The sequence below is a fragment of the Mesorhizobium sp. CNPSo 4671 genome, assembly GCF_057784245.1.
This window is the reverse complement of record NZ_JBWLUW010000005.1, coordinates 1-15179: the sequence shown is the minus strand read 5'-3', so window position 1 is coordinate 15179 and position 15179 is coordinate 1. Positions and strand designations below refer to the sequence as shown.

General features: G+C 64.2%; 15 protein-coding genes. 10 read left to right on the top strand and 5 right to left on the bottom strand.

Annotated features, from left to right (window positions below; translation table 11 throughout):
- Positions 1-93: 93 nt before the first annotated feature.
- Complete coding sequence (gene rpsA / locus AC04SF_RS16035) at positions 94-1791, top strand: 30S ribosomal protein S1 (protein WP_096452929.1); 1698 nt, start codon at positions 94-96, stop codon at positions 1789-1791.
- Positions 1792-1911: 120 nt separating this feature from the next.
- On the opposite strand, the gene AC04SF_RS16030 is transcribed toward rpsA, so the two are convergent.
- The 4 genes from AC04SF_RS16030 to AC04SF_RS16015 all read right to left on the bottom strand — a co-directional run bounded on the left by AC04SF_RS16030 (position 1912) and on the right by AC04SF_RS16015 (position 5952).
- The gene (locus tag AC04SF_RS16030; RefSeq protein ID WP_488478634.1) at positions 1912-2619 is read right to left on the bottom strand and encodes an SDR family NAD(P)-dependent oxidoreductase; all 708 of its coding nucleotides are present in this window, start codon (positions 2617-2619) and stop codon (positions 1912-1914) included.
- A 239-nt stretch (positions 2620-2858) separates the two neighbouring features.
- Positions 2859-4439 carry a 5-guanidino-2-oxopentanoate decarboxylase gene (locus AC04SF_RS16025; protein WP_488478633.1) on the bottom strand — a complete coding sequence of 527 codons (1581 nt, stop codon included), beginning with the start codon at positions 4437-4439 and terminating at the stop codon, positions 2859-2861.
- Positions 4436-5083: a TetR family transcriptional regulator C-terminal domain-containing protein gene (locus tag AC04SF_RS16020; RefSeq protein WP_488478632.1), complete on the bottom strand. Its 648-nt coding sequence runs from the start codon at positions 5081-5083 to the stop codon at positions 4436-4438. Before AC04SF_RS16020 ends, AC04SF_RS16025 begins: the two co-directional genes overlap by 4 nt.
- Positions 5080-5952 (bottom strand): dimethylarginine dimethylaminohydrolase family protein, encoded by an 873-nt coding sequence (locus AC04SF_RS16015; RefSeq protein WP_488478631.1) that lies wholly within the window; start codon positions 5950-5952, stop codon positions 5080-5082. The genes AC04SF_RS16020 and AC04SF_RS16015 overlap by 4 nt, the downstream gene beginning before the upstream one ends.
- 214 nt (positions 5953-6166) lie before the next feature.
- Between AC04SF_RS16015 and AC04SF_RS16010 the strand changes: the two genes are divergently transcribed.
- The 7 genes from AC04SF_RS16010 (at position 6167) to AC04SF_RS15980 (ending at position 12512) form a co-directional block, all read left to right on the top strand.
- Entirely contained in the window at positions 6167-6982 is an 816-nt protein-coding gene (locus AC04SF_RS16010; protein ID WP_488478630.1) for an ABC transporter ATP-binding protein, read from the top strand.
- A gap of 54 nt (positions 6983-7036) precedes the next feature.
- Positions 7037-7837 (top strand): transporter substrate-binding domain-containing protein, encoded by an 801-nt coding sequence (locus AC04SF_RS16005; RefSeq protein WP_488478629.1) that lies wholly within the window; start codon positions 7037-7039, stop codon positions 7835-7837.
- A gap of 209 nt (positions 7838-8046) precedes the next feature.
- Positions 8047-8712 (top strand): ABC transporter permease, encoded by a 666-nt coding sequence (locus AC04SF_RS16000; RefSeq protein WP_488478628.1) that lies wholly within the window; start codon positions 8047-8049, stop codon positions 8710-8712.
- Positions 8712-9521 carry an ABC transporter permease gene (locus AC04SF_RS15995; RefSeq protein ID WP_488478627.1) on the top strand — a complete coding sequence of 270 codons (810 nt, stop codon included), beginning with the start codon at positions 8712-8714 and terminating at the stop codon, positions 9519-9521. Before AC04SF_RS16000 ends, AC04SF_RS15995 begins: the two co-directional genes overlap by 1 nt.
- 100 nt (positions 9522-9621) lie before the next feature.
- Positions 9622-10623, top strand: a complete 1002-nt coding sequence (locus tag AC04SF_RS15990) for an Ldh family oxidoreductase (RefSeq protein WP_488478626.1) — start codon at positions 9622-9624, stop codon at positions 10621-10623.
- A gap of 337 nt (positions 10624-10960) precedes the next feature.
- Positions 10961-11413 carry a DoxX family protein gene (locus tag AC04SF_RS15985; protein WP_488478625.1) on the top strand — a complete coding sequence of 151 codons (453 nt, stop codon included), beginning with the start codon at positions 10961-10963 and terminating at the stop codon, positions 11411-11413.
- Positions 11414-11534: 121 nt separating this feature from the next.
- The gene (locus AC04SF_RS15980; RefSeq protein WP_096458386.1) at positions 11535-12512 is read left to right on the top strand and encodes a complex I NDUFA9 subunit family protein; all 978 of its coding nucleotides are present in this window, start codon (positions 11535-11537) and stop codon (positions 12510-12512) included.
- Between the two features lie 21 nt (positions 12513-12533).
- Here the strand turns inward: AC04SF_RS15980 and AC04SF_RS15975 are convergent, their stop codons facing one another.
- Complete coding sequence (locus AC04SF_RS15975) at positions 12534-13907, bottom strand: cytochrome P450 (RefSeq protein ID WP_096452920.1); 1374 nt, start codon at positions 13905-13907, stop codon at positions 12534-12536.
- A gap of 200 nt (positions 13908-14107) precedes the next feature.
- On the opposite strand from AC04SF_RS15975, the gene AC04SF_RS15970 reads away from it, so the two are divergent.
- Positions 14108-14677: an NADPH-dependent FMN reductase gene (locus tag AC04SF_RS15970; protein WP_488478624.1), complete on the top strand. Its 570-nt coding sequence runs from the start codon at positions 14108-14110 to the stop codon at positions 14675-14677.
- Between the two features lie 89 nt (positions 14678-14766).
- On the top strand, positions 14767-15179 hold a 413-nt coding region (locus tag AC04SF_RS15965; RefSeq protein WP_488478623.1), incomplete at its 3' end, for a caspase family protein.

Here is a 15179-nt window from a genome sequence, read left to right as displayed (position 1 = left end):
GGCTTTTTTAAGCCCGGAACGCCGGCAGGCTAACGCAACGCTAACCCACGGCGCCCGTCCCGCTCAGAGATGCGGGGCACTCCAGGAGAAAATATGTCAGCTGCAAATCCCACTCGCGATGATTTCGCGAGCCTGCTCGAAGAATCTTTTACCGCCGGCCATTCCGGCGAAGGCCAGGTCGTCAAGGGCATCATCACCGCCATTGAAAAAGACATGGCCATCATCGACGTCGGCCTCAAGGTCGAAGGCCGCGTGCCGCTGAAGGAATTCGGCGTCAAGGGCAAGGACACCACCCTCAAGGTCGGTGACACCGTCGAAGTCTATGTCGAGCGCATCGAGAACGCGCTTGGCGAAGCGATGCTTTCCCGTGAAAAGGCCCGCCGCGAAGAGAGCTGGGTCCGTCTCGAAGAGAAGTTCACCAAGGGTGAGCGCGTCGAAGGCGTCATCTTCAACCAGGTCAAGGGCGGCTTCACCGTCGACCTCGACGGCGCCGTGGCCTTCCTGCCGCGCAGCCAGGTCGATATCCGCCCGATCCGCGACGTCTCCCCGCTGATGCACAACCCGCAGCCCTTCGAGATCCTCAAGATGGATCGCCGCCGCGGCAACATCGTGGTGTCGCGCCGCACCGTGCTCGAGGAGAGCCGCGCCGAACAGCGTTCGGAAATCGTGCAGAACCTCGAAGAAGGCCAGGTTGTCGAAGGCGTCGTCAAGAACATCACCGATTACGGTGCGTTCGTCGACCTCGGCGGCATCGACGGCCTGCTGCATGTCACCGACATGGCCTGGCGCCGCGTCAACCATCCGACCGAAATCCTCAACATCGGTCAGACGGTCAAGGTGCAGATCATCCGCATCAACCAGGAAACCCACCGCATCTCGCTCGGCATGAAGCAGCTCGAGAGCGATCCGTGGTCGGAGATCGGCACCAAGTTCCCGATCGGCAAGAAGATCAAGGGCACCGTCACCAACATCACCGACTACGGCGCGTTCGTCGAGCTGGAGCCGGGCATCGAAGGCCTCATCCACGTTTCGGAAATGTCGTGGACCAAGAAGAACGTGCATCCCGGCAAGATCCTGTCGACGACCCAGGAAGTCGACGTGGTGGTGCTCGAGGTCGATCCGGCCAAGCGCCGCATCTCGCTTGGCCTCAAGCAGACGCTTGAGAATCCGTGGGAAGCCTTCGCGCGCAGCCATCCGGTCGGCAGCCAGGTCGAGGGCGAGGTTAAGAACAAGACCGAGTTCGGCCTGTTCATCGGCCTCGAAGGCGACGTGGACGGCATGGTGCACCTCTCCGACCTCGACTGGACCCGTCCGGGCGAGCAGGTCATCGAAGAGTACAATCGCGGCGACATGGTCAAGGCGCAGGTGCTCGACGTCGACATCGAGAAGGAGCGCATCTCGCTCGGCATCAAGCAGCTGGCCCGCGACACGGTCGGCGAAGCGGCGACTTCGGGCGAACTGCGCAAGAACGCCGTCGTCACCTGCGAAGTCATCGGCGTCAAGGATGGCGGTCTGGAAGTGCGGCTGGTCGACAGCGGCATCGAGACCTTCATCAAGCGCTCCGACCTGAGCCGCGACCGCGACGAGCAGCGCCCCGAGCGCTTCACTGTCGGCCAGAAGGTCGACGCCCGCGTCATCGCCTTCGACAAGAAGACCCGCAAGCTGCAGGTCTCGATCAAGGCGCTGGAAATCGCCGAAGAGAAGGAAGCGGTCGCTCAGTACGGCTCGACCGACTCCGGCGCTTCGCTGGGCGATATCCTGGGTGCCGCGCTGAAGAAGCAGGGCAACTAAGTCCTTCGCAGCGCGAAGTCCTTCGCTTCGAAAACAAAACCCCGCCGGAGCGATCCGGCGGGGTTTTTCTTTGGCGAATGCCAGGTCGACTTTTGGCGAAAGCCAGGTCGATGGGCGCGGCTACGCCCGGCCGTAGAGCGGCACCAGCGTTCCGCTCATCGCCTGGTTGGCCGGCGAGGCGAGATAGGCGATTGCTTCAGCCGCCGCTTCGAGGCTGACCCATTTGGTGAAATCGGCATCCGGCATGTCGGCGCGGTTTGCCGGCGTGTCGAGCGTCGACGGCGCCACGGCATTGACCAGGATGCCCTCGGCCTTGAGCTCTTCGGCCATCGCCACCGTCATGGCCGCGACCGCCGCCTTGCTGGCCGTGTAGGCGACCATGCCGGCGCCGCGCCTAGGGTCGAGCCCGGCGCGCGCGGTCACATTGACGATACGGCCTGATGTGCCCGACGCCAGCATCGAGCGGATGGCGGCGCGGCTGCACAGGAAGGTGGTGCGGGCGTTGGTGTCCATCATCTCGGCAAAGGACGCCGATTCGATCTTTTCCACCGGCGCCATGGCGAAACCGCCGGCCAGATGGATCGATCCCCACAAGGCAGGAACCTGGGCATAGAAGCTTTCAACCTTGGCGGAGTCCGACAGGTCGACATTGTGCGCCAGCTTGACATTCTCGTGCGCGGCGAAAGGAAAATGCTGGGGTGCCGCGGCGTGCGCATTCGGCACATGGCAGATCGCGCCCTGTTCCAGCAGCCGGCCAACCACCGCACCGCCGAGCGCGCCGGTTCCACCGGTCACAACGATATGTCTGCCTTGAAGTGTTTCCGTCATCCTGGACCGCTCCTGTCGTATTTTTATGATTTTGTCGCTTGTTGCGCCCCGCCGACGCGAAGCGTCGCGCCTTTCTGGCGATCACTCAACTGATATCTCGACATAGCAGCCGTCACGTCTTTGCATGAGTCAGAACGCATATTGTGGCGATGCCGTCAGCCGTGCGGCTGTCGCGGCACAATAGCCGAGCCGGCAAAGGGTCTGATGCAGGTTGGACAATCAACGCTTGCCTGCAGGCTTCAATCGACCGTGATTTCGATGACGCAGGGCATTCCGGTTGCCCTGGCGCGCTTCAGGGCTTGCGGCAACGCGTCGATCTCGGCCAGCCGTTCGGCTGATATGCCATAGGCTTCGGCCAGCTTGCAGAAATCCGGCGGCGCCGGCGAGACGCCGACGGGTTCGACGCCGACATCGAGCATCGAGGTCTCGATCTCGCGATAACCCCTGTTGTTCCAGACCACGAAGACGACCGGCGCGTCGGAATCAAGTGCGACACCCAGTTCCGGCAATGTGAACTGGAAGCCGCCGTCGCCGGTCAGGCAGACGACCGGCACGTCGGGCATGGCAAGGGCGGCGCCGATCGCCGCCGGCGGGCCATAGCCAAGCGCGCCGAAGCCGGTGGCGGCATTGAACCAGCCGGCCGGCCGGTCGTGGTCGTAGTAGAGGTTCGCGGCGTAGATCGGCTGCGTCGAATCGCCGACAATGATCGCGCCCGGCAAGGCATCGCGGATCATCTCCACGGCATGCACCTGCGCCACATAGGCCGGGCTGAGTTCGGCGAACGCCGCCTTGCGTGCCGCGGCGGCGCGTGCCTCACCGTCAGGCGCGGCGGCATTGGCGGGATCGATCGCGGCGAGCAGGGCTTCGATCGCCTCGGCGCAGTCGGCCTGGATGCCAACCGTCACCGGGCGGCGCGCGAGCTGATCGGCGCCGATGTCGATGCGAATCAAGTTGGAAGGCAGCACAAAGCCGCCGTCGCCATAGCCGTCATAGTCGGTCGGGCCGAATTCGGTGCCGGCGGCAATCACCAGATCGGCCGCGGCCATCAGCGCGCGAACCGCCTTCAAGCTTGGGCTTGCCGGTACGCAGAGCGGGTGGCGATGCAGCAGGCCGCGCGCATTGGTGGTCTCGACGACCGGTGCGCCAAGTGTCTCGGCCAGGCGCCGCAAGGGTGCTTCGGCACCCTTGGCACCGCCGCCGGCGAGGATCAGCGGACGGCGCGCGGCGGCGATGAGCTTGGCGGCACTTGCAATTGCCGCACCGTTCGGCGCCGGCGGTGCCGCATTGCTCAGCAGTGCCGTGATATCGTCCGCCGGCTTGACCATGACATCGGTCGGGATCTCGATGTGCACCGGACCCGGCCGCGAGGATGAAAACAGCGCGAAGGCCTGCGCCAGCGCGCCCGGCAATTCGCTGGCCTCGGTGACTCGCAACGACAACAGCGCCACCTTTTCCATCATGCCGCGCTGGTCCGGCAGCTCATGTAGGAAGCCCAGCCCCTTGCCCAGCGTCGGCATGGCGTTGACGCCCGAAATCACCAGCATCGGCACCGAATCGGCGCGCGCCTGACCCATGGCGGTGATGGTGTTGGTCAGCCCCGGCCCGGTGATGACAAAGGCGACGCCCGGCCTGCCGCTGGCGCGAGCATAGCCGTCGGCCATGAAGCCGGCGCCCTGTTCGTGGCGCGGCGTGACGTGGCGGATTTTCGAGCGCGCCAGGCCACGGTAGAGCTCGACCGTGTGGACGCCCGGAATGCCGAAGACGGTGTCGACGCCATGCGCTTCGAGCAGCGTGATCAGCGCTTCGCCGAGTGTTGTCATTTATTATTTTCCCTTTCCGGCGCGAGGCCAAGTTCGGCCTCGATAGTCTTGATGCCAATCGCCGCCAATTCGCCAGGCGAGAACATCTCGCCGGCCAGGCAGCCTTCTACCCAGAGCCCGTCGATGATCGCGTTGATCGCAATGGCATGGTGGCGCAACTGGTTTGCGTCCGGCTCGCGCTGTTCTGCGGCGAGCACCTCGGCCACAACCGCTTCCACCTCGTTGCGAAAGCCAAGGTAGCCTTCGCGGTGAGCACGAGCCAGGGCCGGATCCGCACCGGCGCGGCCGATGAAGGTTGCCCAGAGCGAAAACACGCGCGCGTCGATGATCGGCGCGTTGAGGTTGGCGGTGACGAAAGCCGCAAGGCGCTGGCGCGGCGAGGCATCTTCCATGACCAAGGCCGCTTTCGCCTGCTCGGTCATGCGGCCCATCAGCGCAGCATAGGCTTCCTGCAGCAATTCTTCCTTGCCGGGAAAATAGTGCCGGATCAGCCCGGCGGTGACGCCAGCGCGCAAGGCGATGGTGCGCAAGGTGGCGCCCTGCAGGCCATGTTCCGCCACGCTGTCCAGAGTGGCCTCGATCAGATCCTGCCGCCGCCGCTCCTCGCCCTCGCGACGGAACCTGCGGCGGGATGGCGTATTCATTGGCGCAGGATGGGCCGCGTCAGGCATGTCGGCCCGCCCTCGCAGGCGATGCAGAGCGCATCCGCCTCGAAGATTTCGACCGTGCAGCCGGCGGTTTCCATCGCGGCTTTGGTCTTTGGAAAGCCTGCAACGGCAATGACCTTGAATGGGCTGGTCGGCAGCACGTTCAGGCTGAGGCCGTTGGAAGCCGCGAACTCTGCGGCGTCGCCTTCGACCAGCCGGATGTTGCGCGCCTTCAGCATCTGGTAGAACGCGGCCGGCAAAAGCGGTGAATAGATCAAAGCGAGGTCGTCGGCCAGCGGGCTGATCACCGACATCAGATGCAGGCAGGCCTCTTCGCCCTGCCACAGCGGCAGGTCAAAGCCATAGACGGAAACGCCCAGCGGCGTCAGTAGGTTGGAAACCTGCTGAATGCCTTCCTGGTTGGAGCGGACACCGCGCCCGATCACCAGCGTGCGGGCATCCAGCCATACACAATCACCACCTTCGACCTGGCCAGGAGCCTCGACGCGGCCGAGGATCGGAATGCCCAGCCTTCTGTAGGTTTCCTCATGCAGCGAGGGCTCCCTGGCGCGCAAGGGCTTGCCCATGGACAGAATCAGCGCGCCGCGGTCGGTCATCAGCGATGGGTCGTGCGTGAACACCGAATCCGAAAGCCCATCGGCCTTGTCCTCGATCCATTCGATTTCGGCGCCGGAAGCCGCCACCAGTTCCGCAAGGAGCGCGTGCTGCGATGCTGCTTTCGCCGGACTGAATCCTGGGCCATAGTGCCAGGCAGCCCTGTCCGCGTCGCGCATGGCGTTCGCCGCCGACCGCATCAGCACGCGTCGCAGCGGCGCCGCCATGGATTGTGATCCGAAAGCGCTCATCGAAGCCCTTTTTTAGCTGAAAAAAAACGAGAAAATTTCATGGAGGGCTATTTATACACTTGCACAACAAGCTCGCAAGTGCCGTAATGAGTGGGATTGACGGGCTCGCGCCGTTGGGTCCATGCTGAAGTCTGGAGCGGGGCAGTACAGCGTATATGTTGATTAGCCGAATGGACGTTCGACGAACTGCCGCCGACCATACAGAGGTCACCCGGTGAGCGCGGTGGAAGCTGCCGCAGTCCAATCCGGCAAGGCGCAGGACGGCGCCGCCGAAGCCATCCATGTCGAGAACCTGCACAAGAAGTTCGGCCAGTTGCACGTGCTGAAGGGCGTGTCGCTGTCGGCGCGCGACGGCGAGGTGATCGCCATCATCGGCGGCTCAGGCTCAGGCAAATCGACGCTGCTGCGCTGCATCAACTGCCTGGAAAATCCGACCAGCGGCATCATCCGCGTCAACGGCGAAGAGATCAAACTGAAGGCCGATAGCCACGGCCACACCGTTCCAGCCGACCGCAGGCAGATCGAGCGCATCCGCTCCAAGCTCGGCATGGTGTTCCAGAATTTCAACCTGTGGAGCCACATGACGCTGATCGAAAACGTCATCGAGGTTCCCGTGCATGTGCTCGGCGTCAAGCGCGACGAGGCGATCGCCCAGGCCGAAAAGCTGCTCGCGCGCGTCGGGCTCGCCGAGAAGCGCGACGTCTACCCCGCCTACCTGTCTGGTGGCCAGCAGCAGCGCGCCGCGATCGCCCGCGCGCTTGCCATCAATCCGCGCGTCATGCTGTTCGACGAACCGACCTCGGCGCTCGACCCGGAACTGGTCGGAGAGGTGCTGAAGGTGATCGGCGACCTGGCACGCGAAGGCCGCACCATGGTGCTGGTCACCCATGAGATGAAGTTTGCCCGCGAGGTCGCGACCCACGTCGTCTATCTCTACAACGGGCTGGTCGAGGAAGAGGGCCCGCCGGAGCAGATCTTCGGCGCACCGAAATCCGAAAGGCTCAAGCAGTTCATCCGCAACATCGGCTAGGGACGGGCCGGGACGGAAGAAAACCGGGAACCAACAACAAACTGGGAGTTTGAAATGAAGACTGTTCTGAAGACATTCGCTGCAGCGCTGCTGCTCGGCGTCGCCGCCATGGGCGTCGCCAAGGCCGATCCGGTCAAGATCGGCGTCGCCGCCGAGCCGTATCCGCCCTTCACCTCGCCGGACGCCTCGGGCAAATGGGTCGGCTGGGAGATCGACTTCATCGACGCCGTGTGCGCCGAGGAGAAACTCGACTGCGTCATCACGCCTGTCGCCTGGGACGGCATCATCCCGGCGCTGACCACCAAGAAGATCGACCTCATCGTCTCGTCGATGTCGATCACCGCCGAACGCGAGAAGACGATCGACTTCTCGGACAAATATTACAACACGCCGACGGCGATCATCGGACCGAAGGACCAGAAATTCGGCCCCTCGCCCGACGACCTGAAGGGCAAGGTCATCGGCGTCCAGGTGTCGACCGTGCACGCCGTCTACGCCAAGAAGCATTTCGGCGCCACGGCTTCCGAGATCAAGGAATACCAGACCCAGGACGAAGCAAACAACGATCTTGCCGCCGGCCGCCTCGACGCGGTGCAGGCCGACTCCATCGCGCTTGGCGAATTCCTCAAGTCCGACCAGGGCAAGGCCTGCTGCGACCTGAAGGGCATGGTGGCGCCGGACGACGAAGTGCTTGGACCGGGTGTCGGCGCCGGCGTGCGCAAGGAAGACACCGACCTGAAGGCAAAGATCAACGCCGGCATCAAGGCCATCCGCTCCAACGGCAAATATGACGAGATCTCGAAGAAATACTTCGATTTCGACATTTACGGTGGCGGCGGAGCGCAGTCGAACTGATCAGCAAGCCTGAGCTTGTGACCGCGCGGCGCATCGTGCGCCGTGCGGTTTCGCCTGAACCTGTCCACGCACGCTTTCGCTGACGAAAATGGCCAGCGGCTGACGCCAGCAATCCGGGGGCAAAGCTGATCGACGCATTCCTTTCGGCCTCGGCGGCCGGCATCATCGAACTTCTCTCGCCCGCGCCCGTCGGCTGGGGCGACACACTCATGCTCGGGCTGCTGCATTCGCTGGAGATTGCCGTCGGCGCTACGATCGTCGGCCTGCTCATCGGGATCTGCGGTGCCTATGGCAAGCTTTACGGCGGACCGGTCGTGCGCGACCTGCTCGCGGTCTACACCACCGTGGTGCGCGCCGTGCCGGAACTGGTGCTGATCCTGTTGCTCTATTATGCCGGCACCGACCTGATAAACCAGGTGCTGACCGCGATCGGTTACCAGCGTGTCGATATTAGCGGGCTGGCGGCCGGCATAGCCGTGCTCGGCTTCTGCCAGGGCGCCTATTCGACGGAGGTCATGCGCGGCGCGATCCTCGCCATCCCGCAGGGCCAGATCGAAGCCGCCCGCGCCTTCGGCATGTCTCCCGGCCTTCTCCTGCGGCGCATCACGCTGCCGGCGATGCTGCCCTTTGCCATTCCAGGTCTCGCCAATCTGTGGCTGATCGCGACCAAGGACACCGCGCTGCTGGCCGTCGTCGGCTTCTTCGAGCTGACGCTTGCGACACGGCAGGCGGCAGGCGTCACCAAAGCCTATCTGATCTTCTATCTCGCCGCCGGCGTGCTCTATCTCGCGGTGACGCTGTTTTCGAACTTCCTGCTTGGCCGTGCCGAGAAATGGGCCCGGCGCGGCATGCCTTCGATCAAGGAGGCACGCTGATGGCGGGCGAAGCAGCCATCATCAACACGGCAGCGCGCACCTCGCTCTGGCTGCAGCCGCATCGCGTCGTCCTCATCCTGATCGCGCTCGGGCTGGTGTTGTCGGCCGCGTTTTTCATGCGCTGGGATTGGCTGCCGCAATATTGGGAAATGGGCCTGATGGGCATCTGGCGCGCCCTGTGGATCCTGGCCGTCACCTGCGCGCTCGGCTTCCTGATCGCCGTGCCGGTCGGGCTGGCGCAGGCCGCCGGTTCGATCTGGGTTGCGGCACCGGCGAAAGTCTTCTGCACCATCATCCGCGGCACGCCGCTGCTGTTGCAACTGTGGCTGCTCTACTACGGGCTGGGCTCGCTGTTCCCGCAATATCCATGGATCCGCGATTCCTGGATGTGGCCCTATCTCAGACAGGCATGGCCGTACGGCGTTGTGGCGCTGACCCTGTCCTTTGCCGGTTACGAGGGCGAAGTGATGCGCGGCGCCTTTGCCGGCGTGCCCAAGGGACAGTTGGAAGCCGCCCGCGCCTTCGGCATGAGCCGCTGGAAGATCTTCCGGCGCATCTGGCTGCCGCAGGCCTTCTACCGCGCGCTGCCGACGCTGACCGGCGAGACCGTGCTGCAGTTGAAGTCGACGCCGCTGGTGGCGACGATCAGCGTCATCGATATCTTCGCCGTCGCTGGCAAGGTGCGGCAGGACACCTACCTCACCTACGAGCCCTTGCTGCTGCTGGCGTTGATCTATATGGCGATCACCGGCATTCTGGTCCTGGCCCTCAGCCGGATCGAGGCGCGGATTCCGGTCAAGGTCGGCTAGTGAACGGTGAATAGTAAGTGGTAAATGGTCGCAATTTTCGCGCCCTCGTCTAAGACGGCCATTCACTATTCACCATTCACTGTTCACCAAGGCGTCCACGATGCAACTCTCTCTCGACCAAGCGACAGGACTGTGCCGGATGGCGGCACTCGGCGCCGGCGCCAATGAGGAGGCGGCGCAGTCGCTCACCGCGTCGATCATCGCCGCCGAGGCGGAAGGGCTTTCGACCGTCGGCCTGTCGCATTTCATCGATTATCTCGAAGCGCTGGAGGCAGGGCGCATCGACGGCAATGCCGATCCGGTGATCACGAGGCCGGCGCTGGCGGTCTATCTCTCCGACGCACGCGGCGGGCTGGCGCATACCGGCTTCGACCGTACGATCGACGACCTTGCCAAGGCGGCAAGACTGTTCGGCGTCGCCATCTTCTCGCAGAAGAACGCCTATACGTGCGGCGCGCTCGGCTATTTCACTGGGCGCCTTGCCCAGCAGGGGCTGGTGTCCTTCGCCGCGACCAACGGCCCGGCCGTGCTGGCCGGCTCGGGCTCGGTCAAGCCGGTCTACTGCACCAATCCGATGTCGTTTGCCGCTCCCGCCGCCGACGGCGCCCCGCTGGTCATCGACCAGTCGTCGAGCGCCACCGCCTTCGTCAACATCCGCAAGGCGGCCGAAGACGGCAAGAAAATCCCCGAAGGCTGGGCGCTGGATGCGAGCGGCAACCCGACCACCGACCCGGCGGCCGCCATGAAGGGCGCCATGCTTGCCTTTGGCGGCCAACGCGGCGCCAACATCGCACTGATGGTCGAAGTGCTGGCGGCCGGCCTGTCGGGCGCCAACTGGTCGCTCGACGCGCCCTGGTTCAGCGGCGGGCCGAACAGCCCCGGAACCGGCCTGTTCGTGCTTGCCGTCGAACCCAAGCTGCTCGATCCGGATTTCGAACAGCGCATGAAGGACCAGCTCGACCGCCTGCGCCGCCGCTATGGCGTGCATGTGCCGGGCCGAGCCCGGGCGGAAGCCGCCGAGAAGGCGCAGGCGCGCGGCATCACCGCGCCCAAGGCGGTGGTGCAGCGTATTTCCGAATTCGCCGAGCGCTATTCGGCCTGAAGCAATCGAAGAATTTTTCCGCGCCTTGTGAACCTTCCCGTGCGTCCGCACGACCAATGATTGTCCGGGTTGGGTTTGCCCGGTCGGTGTCTTCTGTCGGATGCGTCCAGGGCTGGGGCGGGCGTCTCACGCCACGCCGATACCGTCTCAGGTCAGGCCGCCTCGTTGCACCCTGGTTTCGACATGAACCTCACCCGGAAAACCCCGCTTCGGCGGGGTTTTCTGCGTTTCGTCCTGCGTCCCTATAAACATGACCACGAAAGTTAACTTTTATTAACTTGACTTGACGGGGACCATCGGGCGTTTGCGAGGGGTGTTCACTCAGACAGGAGCTACGATGTCCGTAACCACCGACGCTTCCCGCGAAAGATTGATCATTCCGGCGCTTGGCCGCCTATATTCGTCGCTGCATGACGCCGGCGAAACCGTGCTGCGCGTCGTCGCCGGCGCGTTCCTCACCATCCATGGCTCGCAAAAGATCACCAATCCTTTCGGTGCCGCCGAGATGGTCGAAGGCCTCGGTTTCTATCCCGGCGCCTTGTGGTCGTTGCTACTGGCCTGCACCGAGTTTTTCGGCGGCATTTTCATCGCCATCGGGTTTTTGACGCGCCCGGCCGCCTTTGCCGGCCTGTTCGTGCTGCTGGTGACGGTCTGGTTCCACTGGGTCACCATGGGCCAGGGTTTTTCGGGTGCCGAAAAGTCGCTTTTGTGGGCCGCGATCCTGCTCTTCTTCGTCATTCGCGGCGGCAACCGTCACTCGGTCGACGCCCGTATCGGCAAGGCGTTCTGAAGCGCTTCTGTCCTGACGCAGACAAGGGTGACGCGACGACGCGTCACCCTTTGCCTTTGGCGCAAAACCGACTATGAAACGGCTTCAGCCAAGCCATCTGGAACGTGCGCCGGAGCCAGCCATGACCGAAATCCTGCAGACCCCAAAGCTCGTCGTCGTCTTTGGCGGGTCTGGCTTTGTCGGCCGCCATGTCGTGCGCGCGCTGGCCAAGCGCGGCTACCGCATCCGGGTCGCCTGCCGGCGGCCCGACCTTGCCGGCCATCTGCAGCCGCTCGGCAATGTCGGCCAGATCCAGCCGGTGCAGGCCAATGTGCGCATGCGCTGGTCGGTCGACCGTGCCGTGCAAGGCGCCGACCATGTCGTCAACCTGGTTGCCATCCTGCATGAGACCGGCCGGCAGAAATTCTCCGCCGTGCACGAGTTCGGCTCCCGCGCCATCGCCGAAGCGGCGCGCTCCGTTGGTGCAGGGCTGACCCATATTTCCGCGCTTGGCGCCGACGCGGACTCCGAATCGGACTACGCCCGCACCAAGGCGCTTGGCGAGAAGGCCGTGCTGGAGACGATCGCCAACGCGGTAATCTTCCGGCCATCGATCATTTTCGGCCCGGAGGACAGTTTCTTTAACCGCTTCGCCAATATGGCGCGCTATTCGCCGGTGCTGCCGCTGATCGGCGGCGGCCAGACCAAATTCCAGCCGGTTTATGTCGGCGACGTCGCCGAGGCGGTGGCGCGCTCGGTCGACGGCAAGATCAATGGCGGCCAGATCTACGAACTCGGCGGCCCCAATGTGCTCACCTTCAAGGAGTGCATGGAAGAGCTGCTCACCGTGATCGAGCGCAAGCGCCTCTTGGTTCCGGTGCCGTGGTGGGTCGCCAACATCCAGGCCTCGATCCTCGGCCTGTTGCCCAATCCGCTGCTGACCAAGGATCAGGTGATGCAGCTGCGCGAGCACAACATCGTTTCTGAGGCCGCCGCCAAGGCCAACCGGACACTCGCCGGGCTCGGCATCCAGCCGCAATCGATCGCGACGATCCTGCCGAGCTACCTCTGGCGCTTCCGCGCCGCCGGCCAGTTCCAGCAGCGCAAACCCGTGGCATAATTTCCAGAAGAGGACTGCCCCTCAACGATGGCGGGGCGTGACTTGCATAGGCAGGCCGCCTTGCGGTTGCGTCGTCAATTTCTGCACCGGCCAAGGCTTGGTCTCGGCCGTGGTGTCGAAGCGGAAGCGCGACAACAAGATGGCGAGCGCGATGATCGCCTCCTGCATGGCGAAGCTGGCGCCGATGCAGACGCGCGGGCCGGCGCCAAACGGCAGATACTGGAAGCGGTCGATCTTTTCGCGGTTTCCCGGGTGGAACCGCTCGGGCAGGAAGGCATCGGGCCTGTCCCACAGCTTCCTGTGGCGGTGGACGACCCAGGGCATTACCAGCACGGCCGCGTGCTTGGGGATATAAAGATCCTTCCACATCTCCGGCACGATCGGCTCGCGGTTGATCGAGGGCGCCGGCGGATAGAGCCGAAGCGCCTCGTCGAAAGCAGCGCGGGTCAACGGCATCGCATCCAGCCATTTCGTCGGATCGGGCTCGCGCGCCAACACCTCGTCGATCTCCTGCTCGACGCGGTTGCGCTCCCACGGCGATTCGGCCAGGCAATAAAGCGTCCAGCCCAGCGCCCGCGCGGTGGTCTCATGGCCGGCGCCGATGAAGGTGATGATGTTGTCCTCGACTTCCGAGCGCGTCAGCCCGTCGGGGCCTTCGGCCTTCAGCAGCAGCGTGAGGAAGTCCTGCGGCACCGCATCGGGATCACGCTTGAAACGCTCCTCGCGCATCTTGACGGTGTCGGTGACGATCTTGCGGAAATAGGCCATGGTCTTGCGGCCACGGATGCGGGTGAGCCGCGGCAGCCAGTCGGGCGCACGCAGCAGATCGAGCGGATCGACACGGCCCATGGTCTCGAACAAGCGGTCGATCTCGTTGGCGAAACTGCCCGGCTCGCCCGCTATCTCGCCGGAGAACAGCGTCTCGGCAAGGATGTCGTAGGTGAGCAATGTCATGTCATGGGCGATGTCGGATGTGCCGCCCTGTTCGTACCGGGTGACGAACTCCTTGGTGCGTTTCAGCATCGGCTGGGCAAAGCCGAAGATATGGCGTGGCGTGAACACCGGCGCCATCGCCTTGCGCGACCGCTTCCACACCTCGCCCTCGGCGGTCAGCAGTCCATCGCGCAGGATCGGCCGCAGGATCTTCTGGCGCACCGTCGCCATCTTGTAGTTCTTGGCATTGTCGACCAGCACATGGCGAATGAGGCCGGGATCGTTGGCGATGACCAGATGCCCGCCAACACCATTCACCGATATCCAGGGCTCGTTGTAGGTCGGCTCGCCCCACAGTTCGAGCGGGTTGCGGTAGACGATGCGGATCATCTCCAGCGTCGAAGGCGGCGAGGTGCGCGGCTTCGGTGCGGGCGGGACAAATGGGGCGGGCTGAGTGTCCATGAAGTGCTCCGCTGCTACCCTCAATGTAGTGGCTGGCGATCCGGGCGTCCATGTGACCGAACGGCAGGCAATTCACGGCACCAAGCAGATGGTCTGTTCATTCGATCGTGACCGCGCCACCAGGCGTCCCGCCTTGCCCGCCGGAACACTCTGCCGTAGTGACAGTCACCAACAGATACCGCCTGACAAGGGAGCCTGCCTTGAAGCACCAGTTGAACATCATCATCGGCAGCACGCGGCCGGGCCGCGCCGGACCGGTTTTTGCCGAATGGCTGGAGACGTTCGCGCGCGAACACGGGAAATTCGAGCCGGTGCTGACCGACATTGCCGCGTTCCACCTGCCGGTGCTGGACGAGCCGCATCATCCAAGGCTTGGCAACTACCAGAACGATCACACCAAGGCCTGGTCGAAGGCGATCGACGCCGCCGACGCCTTCGTCTTCGTGGCGCCGGAGTACAATTATTTCGCAGCCCCGGCGATCGTCAACGCCGTCGACTACCTGCTGCGAGAATGGAAATACAAGCCCGCCGCCATCCTCAGCTATGGCGGCGTTTCCGGCGGCTTGCGCGCGGCGCAGGCGCTGAAGCCGCTGCTGGCCGCGGTGGGGATCATGCCGATCCCCGAGGGCGTCGCGCTGCCGATGTACCAGAAACTGCTCGACGAAAACGGCGCCTTCAGCGCCAGCGAACAGGTGGCGGGCGGCGCCAAGGCCATGCTGGACGAGTTGTTGCGCTGGAGCGAAGCATTGAAACCGCTGCGCGCTGGCTGAAAGAGCCGGTTCTGACCAAATGCCCGGCTTGCTCGCGCCATAAAGAGGTGGAATTGTCAGCACGCGACTGAGCCCGGGGGCGGTTCGATTTGCGTTTGCTGCTTGCCTTGCTGCTGTTCTTGTCGGCGACCGCCACTGCCGTGGCGGAGCGGCGCGTGGCATTGGTCATGGCGGAGGACGACTACCGGCTGGTGCGGCCGCTCGCCAATCCCATCCATGACGGCGAGGCGATGCAAGCGGCGCTGAAGAAGCTCGGTTTCGAGGTGGTGCTCGAAACCGACCGTGATCTGCGGCGCATGCGGCGCGCGCTCGACGACTTTCGCGACGATGCCAAGGGCGCCGATGTGGCGCTCGTCTATTTCTCCGGCCATGGCGTTGAAATCTCCGGCGACAACCGGCTGCTGCCGGTCGATGCCGATGCCTCCTCGCTCGATCAACTGGACAAGACAAGCCTGCCGCTGGAAGAAGTGCGCGCTGCAGTCGCCGCCACCGCCAAGGTCGG

Bases quoted from the DNA above. Each gene is read 5' to 3' on its own strand.
- rpsA (WP_096452929.1), top strand. From the start codon at position 94: ATGTCAGCTGCAAATCCCACTCGCGATGATTTCGCGAGCCTGCTCGAA.
- AC04SF_RS16030 (WP_488478634.1), bottom strand. From the start codon at position 2,619: ATGACGGAAACACTTCAAGGCAGACATATCGTTGTGACCGGTGGAACC.
- AC04SF_RS16025 (WP_488478633.1), bottom strand. From the start codon at position 4,439: ATGACAACACTCGGCGAAGCGCTGATCACGCTGCTCGAAGCGCATGGC.
- AC04SF_RS16020 (WP_488478632.1), bottom strand. From the start codon at position 5,083: ATGAATACGCCATCCCGCCGCAGGTTCCGTCGCGAGGGCGAGGAGCGG.
- AC04SF_RS16015 (WP_488478631.1), bottom strand. From the start codon at position 5,952: ATGAGCGCTTTCGGATCACAATCCATGGCGGCGCCGCTGCGACGCGTG.
- AC04SF_RS16005 (WP_488478629.1), top strand. From the start codon at position 7,037: ATGAAGACTGTTCTGAAGACATTCGCTGCAGCGCTGCTGCTCGGCGTC.
- AC04SF_RS16000 (WP_488478628.1), top strand. From the start codon at position 8,047: ATGCTCGGGCTGCTGCATTCGCTGGAGATTGCCGTCGGCGCTACGATC.
- AC04SF_RS15995 (WP_488478627.1), top strand. From the start codon at position 8,712: ATGGCGGGCGAAGCAGCCATCATCAACACGGCAGCGCGCACCTCGCTC.
- AC04SF_RS15990 (WP_488478626.1), top strand. From the start codon at position 9,622: ATGCAACTCTCTCTCGACCAAGCGACAGGACTGTGCCGGATGGCGGCA.
- AC04SF_RS15985 (WP_488478625.1), top strand. From the start codon at position 10,961: ATGTCCGTAACCACCGACGCTTCCCGCGAAAGATTGATCATTCCGGCG.
- AC04SF_RS15980 (WP_096458386.1), top strand. From the start codon at position 11,535: ATGACCGAAATCCTGCAGACCCCAAAGCTCGTCGTCGTCTTTGGCGGG.
- AC04SF_RS15975 (WP_096452920.1), bottom strand. From the start codon at position 13,907: ATGGACACTCAGCCCGCCCCATTTGTCCCGCCCGCACCGAAGCCGCGC.